The following is a 12,961-nucleotide window of genomic DNA, read 5'->3' on the forward strand; positions in this document are numbered from 1 at the left end:
CTCAGCCGAACAACACGCCCCAGGTGCGCACCGACACGATGCCGGTGGTCGGAAGCCCGTACTTCTTCTGCAGCGCCTTCACCGACTTCAGAGTCTTCGAGCCGAACGTTCCGGACGCGTCCACCGCGTACTTCCGGCTCTTCAGCAGCGCCTGCAGCGCCTTCACCTGAGCCCCCTTTGCGCCCTTGGTGACGTCGGGGGTCAACTTGGTCAGGGTGAGCGGGTCGGCCTTGCCGGTGACGGTCAGCTTGGCCTTCTTCTGGTACTTCTTCACCGCCGCGACGGTGTCTGTGCCGAAGTAGCCGGTGGTCTTCACCGCCACGCCCGCCCTGCCCAGCAGGCTCTGCAGCGCGGTCACCTTGGCGCTGGTGGTGCCCTTCTTGAGCGTCGTGGTGATCAGCAGGTCGTACGTGGTGAGTTTGTACGTGCTGATCAGGGCGTACACCTTGGTGGCGTAGGTCTTGCTCGAAGACCAGCCGGCCTTCTGCACGGCCTTCAGGAACGCCTTGGGGTGGGCGGTCAGCTTCATCGCCTTGGCGTAGCGCGGACGTGTCGAGAGCACGGTGGCCTGGTCTTTCACCGATGCGGCCAGCGATTTGTACGACCGGTACTTGGTGCCGCTGATCGTGGTGCAGGACGAGGTGACCGTGCTCTTGACCTTGCCGCAGGCCATGCCGAAGTAGTTCTTGGCCTTGGTGGCCAGCTTGTTGGTGCCCGAGGCCGAGTGGAACATCGCTTGCGCGATGGTGACCGACGACGGCACCCCGGTGACTGCCTCGCTGCGCCGGGCCAGCCCGGCGATGCGGGCGATGAACGCCTTGCTGGTGGTGGTCCTGGTGGTCGAGGCGGTCGCGGTCGGAGTGTCGAAGCGGTACAGGTTCCACCTCTTCATCAGTTTGATCACCAGGGCCGCATAGTTGGGGTCGGTGGCGTAGCCCGCCTTGTGCACCGCGCGAATGAATTTGTCGGGGTCGTTTGAGTGCCTGAAGGCGGCGTTGTAGCGGTCGAGGTAGTTGAGCATCCGGCCGTGGTCGAGAAACGACTTCTCCATCGAACGGTACGTGCGAAAGCGGCTGACGTACTTCTTCTTCTTGCCCTTCACGTACTCGTACGAGGAGAGCGCGACGCACCCGTTCTGATGCGGGCTGATCACGGCGCTGCACTTGATGCCGAAGTAGTTGCGGTATTTGGTGCTGAGCCCCGAGTTTCCCCAGCCCGACTCGAGAATCGACTGTGCGATGGTGACCGCACGCGGCACCCCATACAGCTTCTTGGACGCCTTCGCGGCCTCGGCCGCCTTGGCGATGTAGCCGTTGTAGTCGAAGGCGGCGTCGCTCTCGGTGGTGGCCACGGTGCCGCCGATCAGGCCGGCCGCGCTGACGGCGAGCGCCAGCAGGGCTGCGCGAATGCGGACGCTGGGGTGGGTCATGGGTAGTGATTCAAACCTGAGAGCTACCCAAGAGCCACTGAAAGTCTCGACCCGGCGTCGACGCCGACGTTCAAGAACCGGTTCTGACTAGGAGTTGCGAACGTTCGCAACCCTCAAGTCTTGCTCGATGTTTGTGCAGGGTCTCGACAGGCTCGACCGGCGAGAACGCTTAGGTGTGCTGGTCGGCGCCTTGGCTGGTTGAAGGGGTTGGTCTGTGTGCGGACTGCTGGTTGAGTTCATTGGAACTCCTTGTTGTGGCGGTGTGGCCGGGGTCTCGACAGGCTCGACCGGCGAGAACGCAGTGCTTCCTGACGCGTATCGAGTCTCAACCCCGGGCCGGCGCCGGCGCGCTCGGAATGCTGATCGTGAACACCGTCCGGCCGGGCTCCGACTGCACCGAGGCAGTGCCGTGATGGGCGGTGACAACGGCGACCACGATCGCCAGCCCCAGGCCGGTGGACGAACCGCCCTGCTTGCGCACCCGGCTCGTGTCGGCGCGGGTGAATCGCTCGAACACCTGCGCCTGCAGGCCGGCCGGGATGCCGGGCCCATTGTCGGTGACGGTGAGCACAGCCCGTCCGTTTTCGACCCGGACGGCGGTTCGCACGTCAGTGCCCGGAGGTGTGTGGGTGCGCGCGTTGGCCAGCAGATTGGCCAGCACCTGGTGCAGGCGGTAACGGTCGCCCATGGCATAGACGGGCTCGTCGGGCAGCGACAGCGACCAGTGATGATCGGGCCCGGCCACCCGAGCGTCACTGGTGGCGTTCAGCACGACCTCGGTCAGGTCGGTGGGGGCAAGATCCAGCGCCGGGCCCGAGTCGAGCCGGGCCAGCAGCAGCAAGTCTTCGACCAGGGTGCTCATCCGGTCGGACTCCGACTCGATGCGGGTCAGCGCGTGCGCCATGGTGGCCGACAGCTGGCTGCGTTCGCGCCGGGTCAGCTCGGCGTAGCCCCGAATCGCGGCCAGCGGGTTGCGCAGCTCGTGTGAGGCATCGGCGACGAACTGCCGCAGCTTCACCTCCGAGGCATGCCGGGCGGCCAGCGCGCCCTCGACGTTGTCGAGCATGTGGTTGAAGGCCAGGCCGACTCGTCCGACCTCGCTCACAGGGTCGGTGTCACTGTGCGGCACCCGCACGATGCCCTCGACCTCGCCCGTCTCAAGCGGCAAATTCGAGACGGCGGTCGCGGTCGCCGCCAGCCGGTTGAGTGGGGCCAGGCTGTTCACCACCACGCTGCGGGCCACGAAGACCGCTCCGGCGATCACCACCCCGGCCAGCAACGCCTCATACAGCAACAGCGTGGTCATGGCGCTGGCCACTTCGCCCATCGGAATGCCGACAATCACCCGGTTGGTGCCGTCGGTCGCGGCCGCCACCCGGTAAAGCCCGTAGCCGCTGAGCTGAATGGTGGTCTTGGTGTCGGTGGCCAGGTTGAGCGCCGCGAGCTGGCCCAAGGCGTCGGTCGAGAGCGTTTCGAAGCCGACGCCGGTGTTGTTTCCGGAGCGGTCCACCAAGATGGCGCCGCTGATCGTGGCTGCGGTCTGCGTGGCGGTGATGGTGCCGATCACCTGGCCGCCCGGGGAGGGCCCGCTGGGGCCACCGCCGACACCCCCGCCAACGCGTCGCGTCTCGCGGTCGAGGGCGAGGCCCAGGCGGGTGTCGACCTGGCTGATCTGAATGTTGTAGGCGGCCAGCGCCACCACGGTGCTCAACCCCATGGCAACCACGGCCACCAGCACGGCCACTCGCACCACCAGCCGGCGCCCCAGCGTGCCCTTGGCCAGCGGGCGCACCGGAGCGGGCACCGGGGACGGCGCCGGTGACGGCAGGGCGGTGTCGGGCACGAAAAGGCTCATTCGGTCGCGGGTTTCAACACATAGCCCGAGCCGCGCAGGGTGTGAATCATGGGCAGCCGGTTCGCGTCGATCTTCTTACGCAGGTAGCTGATGTACAACTCCACGACGTTGGCCTGCCCGCCGAAGTCGTAGTTCCAGACCCGGTCGAGAATCTGCGGCTTGCTGAGCACCCGGCGGGGGTTGCGCATCAGGTAGCGCAGCAACTCGAATTCGGTCGCCGTGAGTTGAATCTCGTCGCCGCCGCGGGTCACCTCGTGGGAGTCCTCGTCGAGCACCAGGTCGCCGACCACCAACTGCGATCCGGGCCGAACCGTGGTGGCGCCGGTGCGACGTAGCAGGCCGCGCAGCCGGGCGATGAGCTCCTCCAGCGAGAACGGTTTGGTGACGTAGTCATCGCCACCCGCGGTGAGGCCGCCGATGCGGTCTTCAAGGGCGTCCTTGGCGGTGAGAAAGATCACCGGCACGTCGGGCTGCTCGGTGCGAATACGCCGCATCACCTCGAGGCCGTCGAAATCGGGCAGCATCATGTCGAGCACGATGGCGTCCGGACGCACCTCGCGGGCGGCCTTCACCGCAGCCAGTCCGGAGCCGGCGGTGACCACATCCCAGCCCTCGTAGCGCATCGCCATGCTGAGCAACTCGGTCAAGCTCGACTCGTCGTCGACGGTGAGAATCTTGATCGCTGTGCCGTCGGGCCGGGTCAGGGGATCGCTGCCACCCCGTGTGCTGGTCGTCATATGGTCAATCTGTCAGTCGCCTGTGAGGTTCAGCTAGGTAAAGCCTGTGTAAATCCTATGATCGAGAGAGTGTGGTGGTCGCGAGCCACGGTCGAGCCGGTAGATGCCACGGGTCAGGGCGACAGGGCAGAGGCCTCAAATTTGCGCAACGATGACCGCCGCATTGACCTGAGCGCGGGGATCGCCGGGTCTCAGCGCACCCGGAATCCGACGACTCCGGTGGCCGGTTCGAGCCATTCGACGGCGTGTGAGGTGACCCGTCCGGGGCGTCCTGACCGGGGCGGCTGCTCGAACAGCATGGCCAGCAGCTTGCCGAGTGCCACGCTGGATCCCTGGGCATCGATCTCGACCCGGCCGTCGGGCAGGTTGAGCGTGTAGCCGACCAGGCCCTGTTCGCGGGCGACTGCCTGCACCCACCAGCGGAACCCCACGCCTTGCACGTAGCCGTCCACCCGAATCAGCGCGCGTTCCATGTCAGCACCCTAACCGGGCGAGCGGTGGTGATGAATGGCGGCGGCGTCACCCCACGTGGGGTGACGCCGCCCTCTTCCGATCGCCGGGGGAGCGATCAGTTCGTGGCCTTGCTCCAGGCCGCCTGGGCGGCTTCGCCGGCATCCTGCACGCCGTTCTTGACCGCTTCGCCGGCCTGCTTGACCTTCGCGCCGGCCTGCTCGGCAGCGCCCTCGGCCTGGAGCTTGGGGTTGTCGGTGGCATCGCCCATAGCCTGTTTGACCTTGCCACCGATCTCTTCGGTTTTGTTCCTGATCGTGTCGCCGATACCCATGGGGTGCCTCCTTCGGTGGACGCGGGGCCGCGTCCGACTGTTAATTCAGGCTAGGCGGCTCTCCGCCTGAGCCAACCACCCCTAGGGGTGTGAAATGTTCGCACCAGTGCATGTGGCCCGAGGCGTCGGAGCGATGGCCGTCGTCACTGGTGCGAAGATTTCACACCGTCGATCGACTATCGGTGCTCTCCGGGTCGAGCGCACCGGGTACAAGAGCACCGGGTTAGGTGATGTCGGCCACCGTGGCGCCCAGGGTGGCAAGCATCGCGTCGGCGTCCATGCCGAGCGCGACGCCGTGGGTGCCACTGCCCATCGACACCCGGCGTCCGGTGATCGAGGCGTCGGCGATCACCGGCCAGGCGGTCGAGGCCCCGAACGGGGTGATCGTGCCGCGCTCGTAGCCGGTCACCGCGCGGCCCGTGGCGGCGTCGGGCATCGAGAGGCGAGACACCCCCAGCAATGCGCGCAGCTTGGGCCAGGCGATCTCGGCGTCGCCCGGCACCAGCACGAACAGGTAGTCCTCGGCTCCCCGCCGCACCACCATGGTCTTGACGATGTCGCGCGGCTGTACGCCCCGGGCCGCGGCCGCTTCTGCGAGCGAACTCACCCGGCCGTGCCGGGTCACCGTCACCTCAATGCCCAGTGCGCGGGCAGCCTGGGCCGCGGCGTTGTCGAGTGGCGGCTGGCTCACCGGGTCAGGCGTGCAGGTAGCCGAGCAAGTGGTTGCGTTCGTCGAGCAACTGGTCGATGCGGTTCTTCACCACGTCACCGATCGAGATCACCCCGTGCAGTTCGCCGTTGACCACCACGGGCAGGTGCCGAATGCGTTGGTAGGTCATGGTCTGGGCGGTCTCTTCGAGGGTGTCGCCGAGGCTGCAGGTGTGCACGTTGACGGTCATGATGTCGCTGACCTGGCGGGCCAGTACGCTCGCGCCCTGCTTGCCGAGCTCACGTACCACATCGCGCTCGCTCACGATTCCTTCGATGTGCAGACCGTCAGACGACACGATCACCGCGCCGATGCGATGCTCACCCAAGACGGCCACCAACTGTTCCACCGAGGCCGCCGATTCGATCGTGACCACTCCGGCACCCTTGCCGCGGATGATGTCTTCGATCCTCATAACGGGAAGGTACTCGCTCGTGTGCAGGGTTGAAAGGGATTTATCGCACCGATTACGGCCACCGCTGCCTGCACTCGAGACGCTCGGCCGGCCAGTCGCCCGGGGTGCCAGCGACCAACGGTCGGCCCCTTTGCGAAGCACGCTTGGCGAGGGAGCCTCCCACGTGCTGGACGACGCCGGCCGGCAGGTCGGCGTCGACCGACTATTGTCCAGCGGGGAAAGGAGGCCCAGTGAGCGAGCTCTCGCCGATCACCCGCGCGGTGCGCGCCGGCATCGACAGTGACCTGACCCACGGGGCGGTGGTGCCCCCGATCTACCTGAGCACCACCTACACCTTCGAAGAGTTCGGGGTGCCGCGCGCGTTCGACTACGCCCGTCGTGGCAACCCCACCCGCAGCGCCTTGGCCGGCGCGATCGCGGCACTCGAGGGCGGCGCCGGGGCGGTGATCACCGCCAGCGGCATGGGTGCCGTCACGACGGTTCTGACCGGATTGCTGCAACCCGGCCAGGTGCTGCTCGCCCCGCACGACTGCTACGGCGGGTCGTGGCGACTGTTTGACGCGCTGGGCCGCAAGGGCCACTTCGAGCTGGTGCTGACCGATCTGACCGATCCGGCAGTCGCCGAGCGGGCCATTGCGACGCATCGTCCGTCGGTGCTGTGGGTGGAGACCCCGTCGAACCCGTTGCTACGGATCAGCGACATCGCCACGCTGGCCGGGCTGGGCCACGATGCCGGCGCGAGCGTTGTGGTCGACAACACGTTCTGCACGCCGCTGGGGCAGCGTCCGCTCGACTTGGGCGCCGACTTGGTGGTGCATTCCACCACCAAGTACCTCTCCGGCCACAGCGACGTCGTCTCGGGTGCCGTGGTGTGCTCGACCGATGCCCAGGTCGAGGAGTTCGCCTGGTGGGCGAACTGCTTGGGTGTGACGGGCGGGGCGTTCGACAGCTACCTCGCGATGCGTGGGGTGCGCACCCTGCACGCTCGCATGGCGCTGCACGAAACGAACGGGGCGGCGATCGTCGCTCTGCTGCACGCCCACCCGGCCGTGACGGCAGTGCACCACCCCAGCCTGCCCGGCCACCCCGGACACGAACTGGCCGCCCGCCAGCAGAAGTTGTTCGGCGGCATCGTCACCTTCGACCTCGCCGGGGGACTTGCGGCGGCCCGGGCGTTCATGGAGGGGCTCCGGCTGTTCTGCGCGGCGGAGTCGCTAGGCGGCACCGAATCGCTGGTGTCACACCCGTCCACCATGACCCACGCCTCGATGCCGCCGGAGGTGCAGGTGGCAGCCGGAATCACCCCCGGCATGCTGCGGCTGAGCGTCGGCATCGAGAACGTGGACGACCTGGTGGCCGATCTCGCCGCGGGGCTGGAGCGCGCGGCGTCCGTCTGAGCAACGTCGGTCGAGTTCGTCGAGACCCCGGACGGACGTGAGCCCCGGCATGGGGTTCCGACAGTTCAATCCGGCAGCGTCGGCAGAGCCAGGAAGCGCTGATCAAGGCAAGCACCGCCGGTTGAGCGTGTCGAAACTCCTAGTGAGGGCACTGTGTCCGAGGTCTCGACAAGCTCGACCAGCGAAAAATCAGCGCTTCCGTAGCGATCTGCACGGTGCGGGGCGAGCGGCCCCTTGATCAGAAACCGGACTGCGTCTGCTTGCTGCGGGGGCGCTCGAACAAGGCCCTCAGCAGGAACCCGACGTTCGCCGGTCGTTCGGCCAGCCGGCGCATGAAGTAGGCGTACCAATCGGTGCCGAACGGAACGTAGACGCGCACCGTGTGGCCGAGCCGAGCCAACCGGCGCTGCTCGTCGGAGCGGACGCCGAGCAGCATCTGCACTTCGAACGAGTCAGCGGCCCGGCCGAGTCGACGCACCTCGGCCAGCGCGTGCTCGATCATCGCGTCGTCGTGGGTGGCGAACAACGGACGTCCCTCGCCCTGCAGCAGAATCGTGGCGCAGCGGCGGTAGTTGCGCTCGACCGCGCTTGTGGCCCGATGCGCCACCTCGGACGGCCCCGCGTAGGCCCCCTTGCACAGCCGCACCCGGTTGCCCGGTTGCGTGTGCCGTCCGCAATCGGCGGTGGTGCGGTACAGCATCGACTGCAGCACGGCACCCACCCACGGGTACTGCTCCCGCAGAGTGTTGACCGTGCGCAGGGTGGCGTCGGTGCTGGTGTGATCCTCGGCGTCGACGGTGACCGTCGTGCCCAGCCTTTCGGCCGCCGCACAGATCACCCGGGCATTGTCGAGGGCCAGTTCGTAGCCGCCCGTCAGCAGCGAACCCAACGCCGACAGCTTGATCGACACCTCCACCTCGTCGGTCAGCCCTTCAGCGGCCAGCGCCTCGAGCAACTCCACATAGGTGTCGGTGACCCGGTCGGCCTGGGTGGCCGTGGTGGTGTCCTCGCCGAGAAAGTCCACAGTGGCCAGCAGGCCCTGATCGACCAGGGCGCGGGTGATCCGCAGGCAGTCATCGAGGGTCTCACCCGCGACGAACCGATCGACCACCCTCCGGGTGGGCGGAAAGGTGACGACCGCCTTCTGCACCGCCGGGGTGCGCGACATGCCGAGCAACAGGGTTTTGAGCATCGCGTCTCCTTGACACGAGGTTAGTGGGCCGGACGGTGGACGCGCCAAGGGCTGCGCGCCAGACGATGAGTCCTGGCGCCGAACCCGGTGTCGGGAGGGGCGTCTGGTGTGGGTGTCAGCGACGAGGGGAGAGGGTGATTTCTGGGGTCTCGACACGCTCGACCGGCGAAGACCCGGTGTCGGGAGGGGCGTCTGGTGTGGGTGTCAGCGACGAGGGGAGGGTGATTTCTGGGGTCTCGACAAGCTCGACCGGCGAAAACCCGGTGTTGGGAGGGGCGTCTGGTGTGGGTGTCAGCGACGAGGGGAGAGTGATTTCTGGGGTCTCGACACGCTCGACCGGCGAGTGCGAGGTATTGCTTAGTGGGCCAACGCATCCAGCGGTGGTTGATCGTGTCGAAACCCGTTAGTTCCGTGCCAGGTCTGAGGTCTCGACACGCTCGACCAACGAAAATCGGGGCTTCAGGAGCCGGTGTAGGCCTCCACGAAGGCGGTGAACTTCTCCGAGGCCAGCGAGTCGACCGCCAGCACGGCAGAGTCTGCGATGGCCTGCAATTTTCGGGATCGGTGTTCACCGCCACGAAGGCAGCCCCGGCGGCGTCGGCGGCGATGGCGTCCTGCGTGGTGTCGCCCAGCACCACCAGCGGGGAGTCCCCGGCCAGACGGCGGGCCCGGCGGCCGAGTTCGGCCCGGTCTGACACGTAGCCGCCCGAGGCGAACAGGCTCCAGTCGATCGCATCAAGGTCGAAGCCTGACGTGCGCAGCTTCACCCGCGCGCGGCGAGGGGTGTTGCCGGTGAGCAGGCCGTTGCGCCAGCCGAACCGTCTGGTCATCTCCAGGGCTTGCCGTGCCCCAGGGACCGGTTCGCGTGGGGTGTGCTGGTAGAACGCCTCCGACAGTTCGTCCAAGTGGTCGAGAAACTCCTCGACCCGGGCCGCATCCAGCCCCGCGGCCCGCAGGTGCACCTCGGCCAGTCGGCGGTCGGTGAACCCCTCGCGCGGACCCGGCGGCTCCACCGGGTCGACCCCGAAAGCAGCGGTGGCTTCGGTGAACAGGTCGGCACGGTTGCTCGGGTTGCGCACCAGCGTGCCGTCGATGTCCCAGAAGGCGATGATCACCCTGGCGACCCTAACGCACCGGAACGGCCCTGCGTTCAGGCACCCACCCGGCGCACCAGGTCAACGGTCAGCGCGTCGAGACTGTCGAGCACGGCCGCCGCGCGACCGAGGATCTCGGCCGACGGCGGCAAGAAGTGCGGCGGAATCGCGACCACCGGCATGCCGGCGTTGAGCCCGGCCAGAATGCCGTTGCCGGAGTCTTCGACCACGACCGTGTGAGCCGGCTGCGAACCGAGTTGCTCGGCCGCGGCCAGAAAGGCGTCCGGGGAGGGCTTGCCTCTGGCGCTGCCTTGCTCGGTGGAGCGCACCACGGCGAACAACTCGCGCACGCCCATTGCCTCCAGCGCACGCTCGATCAGCACGGGTGGCGACGACGACGCCACCGCGAGCGGCCAATTCTCGGCCAGCCGCCGGACGGCCTCACGTGCGCCGGGCAGCACCGGCAGATCGTGGCGGTACCGGTCGAGCAGTGAGTCGATGGTGCGCTGGGCGGCCTCCTCGGCGCTGGCGGCGAAGCCGGCCGTGCCGAACATGTAGCCCGACCACTCGGGGGTGCTCATGCCCATGATCGCCATGCTGTCGGACTCGGACCACGCCTTGCCCTCACCGGCCAGCAACGTGCGGCGCTGCTCGTGCCACACCGCCTCGGTGTTGGTCAGGGTGCCGTCGAGGTCGAAGATCACGGCCTGCGTCATGCGACCATTCTCGCCCCGATCGCCGTGCGGTGCACGGCATCGCTCACTTGCCGCGCAGGTGTCGGCTCGGCCCGGCCCCAGGCATGCCCCGATATGTGCGTCATCACGCTCTACGGGCACGGCTGGAGACGTTCCATCGCCCCGGGCGGCAGGCACGCCGCGATATGCGGGTTATCACGCTGGCTCACGCCGAGTGGGGAACCCGCCGCGGTGAAACGATGGTTATGCCGGCCTCTGAGGCAAGCCATAACCATCGTCTTGCCGCGGCGGGAGCGAACTGCGGCGAGTTGACACAGCAAAACGTGCGTTTCTCGGCGGGGGTGCCCAGGATGTGCCGATCACTGCACCGCTGACTTGCCGCGCAGGCGCACCGACAAGCAGGTCACGCAGCCCTCGAGCTTCTCGAACTCGCTGATGTCGACGGCGGTGATGTCGTAACCACGCTGCGACAACAACTCAGCCGTGCGCGGGGCCGATGCCGCCAGCAACAGCCGCTGGCCGTTCAGCAGCACCACGTGCGCACCCTCGGGTTCGGGCACCTCGAGGACGCTCGGGTACACCGAGGGGTCGTCGATGGTGTCGGGGTGAATCAGCACGGTGCCGTCCGGCAGCGCGGTGACCGCCGACTTCAGGTGCAGCACCTTGGTGAGGGGCACCGCGATGACCCGCGCGCCCAGCGGCGCCAGCAGGCGGGCGAGCTGCTCGATGCCGGCCGCGTTCGTGCGGCCGCCGATGCCGACCCAGACGGTGTTGCCGTGCTTCAACACGTCGCCGCCGTCGAGGGTGCCCGGCTCGGTGATCCGGGCCAGTCGGTAGCCGAGTGCCCGCATGGCCACCTCGGCGCCCGGTAGTTCGAGCCTGCGTTCGGGCGCCCCGGGCCGGCTGATCACGGCCAGGTCGCCGTAGACCACCATGGTGTCCTCAATGAACACCCCGTCCGGGCACTGGTCGGCAGCGGGTGCCTCGACGGTCTCCCAGCCGTTATCGTGCAGGGCCCGGCGATAGTTCTGCCACTGCTCGACGGCCCGGGCCACGTTCACCGGCCGGCGCTCCAGGTGGGTGAGTAGGCCGTCGCTGAGCTGCGGCGACGGGCGTCGGATCAGGGCACGCTGTTGATGCACGTTCCTAGTGTGGCGTGTCGCACCCAGTCATGACCGCAACGCCGCGCACCATGGATCGAGGTTTACCATCGGCAGCATGCGGGAGCACGTGCAGTTGAGGGTCGTGGGTGCCGACGAGATTGCCGAACCGACGGGCCGGTTGCTGCAATTCGTCACCCGGATCGACTCCGACGCCCCACCGCTCCAGGCCATGTTGGTGGGGGAGCCGAGCGATCGGCTACTGATCTACTATCCCGGTTTTAATACCCCGCTGGGCCCGTGGGAGGCGGCCAAGTGCCGCATGCTGGCCGCAGCATTCGATGAGCCGGTGCTGCTGGTCGAGATTCCCGGCATGAGTCACTACGGCGACCCGCTGCCGGCATGGCTGCGCAAGAAGATGCTCAAGAGCGATGTGGTCGCCTGGGCCGAGCTGATGGTCGACTACCAGCAGGCCGCGCTGGAGTCGCTGGGCCACCCCATGCCCGGCACGATCGACGTGCTCGGTTACTCGACCGGGTGTTCGCTCGGGGTGGCCGCGCTGGCCCGGTGGCAGGCAGTGGCCCCGGTGCGGTCGGTGTCGCTGATCGAGCCGGTGGCAACCATGACCCGCAGCCTGCTCACACTTGAGTTACACAACCTTGCCGACGTCTTGCGCCAGCCGGCGAGCTACGCCACCAATCATGCCCACGACTGGGTGATGCGGGCCCGCCGGCGGCAGCTTCGTGAGCCCTGGGTGCGCTATCGACCCGCCGACCTGATGGCCATCGCCCAAGTGCTGGCCCAGCCGCACCTGCCGGGCGAGTTGCCGCTGGACGGCTCGGTCACGGTCAATCTGGTGCGCGGCGTGCGCAGCGACCTGTGCCACGCCGACTCGTTCGCGGCCCTGAGCGCAGCAGCCCCGGACGCCGGAGTGACGATCGAGGTGCAGGGTTTCGGGCACCCGTTATGGCACTCGTTCCCCGTGCTGGAGCGGCTGGTTCCGCTGCTGGGTGGGGCCGCTCAGCAGGGCGGCGGCAGTGTGATCGAGCCCTCCGCGGCACGGTAGCCGATGGCGATCCGGCTCACCGTGCCGGCGACGTAGGCGATGTGCTGGGTGTTGCTGGTCAACGCGCGCTGCTTCACGCTTTGCCCCGGTGTCGGTCATGCTGGCGCGCCTCAATGAGTCGCCGTAGCTCGTCTTCAGGTCGCTCACCGAGGTGCCCAGGTGCACCCCGCGGCCAGCTGCCGAACGCCGCACTACGAATGTCGATCGGGTCGTCCGGAACCACAGGTACCCGTACCCCCTTCGGTCGATCACCTCACCAATCTTTCACGCCCGGCCCAGCGAACGTGTGAGCCCGGCTCTTGGTTCAGGGGACGGTTCCTGTTGGTTCAGGGGACGGTTCCGGTTGGTTCAGGGGACGGTTCCGTTCGGTTCAGGGGACGGTTCTGCGTGGTCAGGGGACGGTTCCGTTCGGTTCAGGGGACGGTTCCGGTCGGTTCAAGGCGGGTTCTCGCCGATGACGGCAACGAAGCGTTCAGTACCGCATGCCG

The 12,961-nt window shown here is 67.7% G+C and carries 12 protein-coding genes and 1 pseudogene; 2 read left to right on the forward strand and 11 right to left on the reverse strand.

Features of this window, described 5'->3' with window-relative positions; genetic code table 11:
* Position 1: 1 nt before the first annotated feature.
* The 7 genes from QM721_RS05105 to QM721_RS05135 form a co-directional block, all read right to left on the reverse strand.
* Positions 2–1,429 carry a glucosaminidase domain-containing protein gene (locus QM721_RS05105; protein ID WP_415119629.1) on the reverse strand — a complete coding sequence of 476 codons (1,428 nt, stop codon included), beginning with the start codon at positions 1,427–1,429 and terminating at the stop codon, positions 2–4.
* Between the two features lie 325 nt (positions 1,430–1,754).
* Positions 1,755–3,272, reverse strand: a complete 1,518-nt coding sequence (locus tag QM721_RS05110) for a sensor histidine kinase (protein WP_415119631.1) — start codon at positions 3,270–3,272, stop codon at positions 1,755–1,757.
* Between the two features lie 8 nt (positions 3,273–3,280).
* Positions 3,281–4,021, reverse strand: a complete 741-nt coding sequence (locus QM721_RS05115) for a response regulator transcription factor (RefSeq protein ID WP_415119633.1) — start codon at positions 4,019–4,021, stop codon at positions 3,281–3,283.
* Between the two features lie 191 nt (positions 4,022–4,212).
* A complete protein-coding gene (locus QM721_RS05120; RefSeq protein WP_415119635.1) occupies positions 4,213–4,494 on the reverse strand; it encodes an acylphosphatase in 282 nt (93 codons plus the stop codon).
* A 95-nt stretch (positions 4,495–4,589) separates the two neighbouring features.
* Positions 4,590–4,805, reverse strand: coding sequence for a CsbD family protein (locus QM721_RS05125; RefSeq protein ID WP_415119637.1), 216 nt, complete (start codon positions 4,803–4,805; stop codon positions 4,590–4,592).
* A gap of 223 nt (positions 4,806–5,028) precedes the next feature.
* Entirely contained in the window at positions 5,029–5,496 is a 468-nt protein-coding gene (locus QM721_RS05130; protein WP_415119639.1) for an aminoacyl-tRNA deacylase, read from the reverse strand.
* A gap of 4 nt (positions 5,497–5,500) precedes the next feature.
* Positions 5,501–5,929: a CBS domain-containing protein gene (locus QM721_RS05135; RefSeq protein ID WP_415119641.1), complete on the reverse strand. Its 429-nt coding sequence runs from the start codon at positions 5,927–5,929 to the stop codon at positions 5,501–5,503.
* 230 nt (positions 5,930–6,159) lie between these two features.
* On the opposite strand from QM721_RS05135, the gene metB reads away from it, so the two are divergent.
* Positions 6,160–7,326: a cystathionine gamma-synthase gene (gene metB, locus QM721_RS05140; protein ID WP_415119643.1), complete on the forward strand. Its 1,167-nt coding sequence runs from the start codon at positions 6,160–6,162 to the stop codon at positions 7,324–7,326.
* Positions 7,327–7,564: 238 nt separating this feature from the next.
* On the opposite strand, the gene QM721_RS05145 is transcribed toward metB, so the two are convergent.
* The 4 genes and pseudogenes from QM721_RS05145 to ddaH all read right to left on the reverse strand — a co-directional run bounded on the left by QM721_RS05145 (position 7,565) and on the right by ddaH (position 11,449).
* Positions 7,565–8,518, reverse strand: a complete 954-nt coding sequence (locus QM721_RS05145) for a proline dehydrogenase family protein (protein ID WP_415119645.1) — start codon at positions 8,516–8,518, stop codon at positions 7,565–7,567.
* 599 nt (positions 8,519–9,117) lie between these two features.
* Positions 9,118–9,633, reverse strand: a pseudogene (locus tag QM721_RS05150) (HAD family hydrolase); the annotation flags it as partial.
* A 35-nt stretch (positions 9,634–9,668) separates the two neighbouring features.
* Positions 9,669–10,328 (reverse strand): HAD family hydrolase, encoded by a 660-nt coding sequence (locus QM721_RS05155; RefSeq protein ID WP_415119647.1) that lies wholly within the window; start codon positions 10,326–10,328, stop codon positions 9,669–9,671.
* A 338-nt stretch (positions 10,329–10,666) separates the two neighbouring features.
* The gene (gene ddaH / locus QM721_RS05160) at positions 10,667–11,449 is read right to left on the reverse strand and encodes a dimethylargininase (protein WP_415119649.1); all 783 of its coding nucleotides are present in this window, start codon (positions 11,447–11,449) and stop codon (positions 10,667–10,669) included.
* A gap of 76 nt (positions 11,450–11,525) precedes the next feature.
* Between ddaH and QM721_RS05165 the strand changes: the two genes are divergently transcribed.
* Positions 11,526–12,473, forward strand: coding sequence for a hypothetical protein (locus QM721_RS05165; protein WP_415119653.1), 948 nt, complete (start codon positions 11,526–11,528; stop codon positions 12,471–12,473).
* Positions 12,474–12,961: the final 488 nt, after the last annotated feature.

This window comes from Micropruina sp., from assembly GCF_047602085.1.
In the GTDB taxonomy this organism is placed as follows: domain Bacteria; phylum Actinomycetota; class Actinomycetes; order Propionibacteriales; family Propionibacteriaceae; genus Micropruina.

Excerpts from the sequence above, each read along its gene's own strand:
- QM721_RS05125 (WP_415119637.1), bottom strand. The coding sequence starts at position 4,805 with ATGGGTATCGGCGACACGATCAGGAACAAAACCGAAGAGATCGGTGGC.
- QM721_RS05120 (WP_415119635.1), bottom strand. The coding sequence starts at position 4,494 with ATGGAACGCGCGCTGATTCGGGTGGACGGCTACGTGCAAGGCGTGGGG.
- QM721_RS05115 (WP_415119633.1), bottom strand. The coding sequence starts at position 4,021 with ATGACGACCAGCACACGGGGTGGCAGCGATCCCCTGACCCGGCCCGAC.
- QM721_RS05155 (WP_415119647.1), bottom strand. The coding sequence starts at position 10,328 with ATGACGCAGGCCGTGATCTTCGACCTCGACGGCACCCTGACCAACACC.
- QM721_RS05135 (WP_415119641.1), bottom strand. The coding sequence starts at position 5,929 with ATGAGGATCGAAGACATCATCCGCGGCAAGGGTGCCGGAGTGGTCACG.
- QM721_RS05165 (WP_415119653.1), top strand. The coding sequence starts at position 11,526 with ATGCGGGAGCACGTGCAGTTGAGGGTCGTGGGTGCCGACGAGATTGCC.
- QM721_RS05145 (WP_415119645.1), bottom strand. The coding sequence starts at position 8,518 with ATGCTCAAAACCCTGTTGCTCGGCATGTCGCGCACCCCGGCGGTGCAG.
- QM721_RS05105 (WP_415119629.1), bottom strand. The coding sequence starts at position 1,429 with ATGACCCACCCCAGCGTCCGCATTCGCGCAGCCCTGCTGGCGCTCGCC.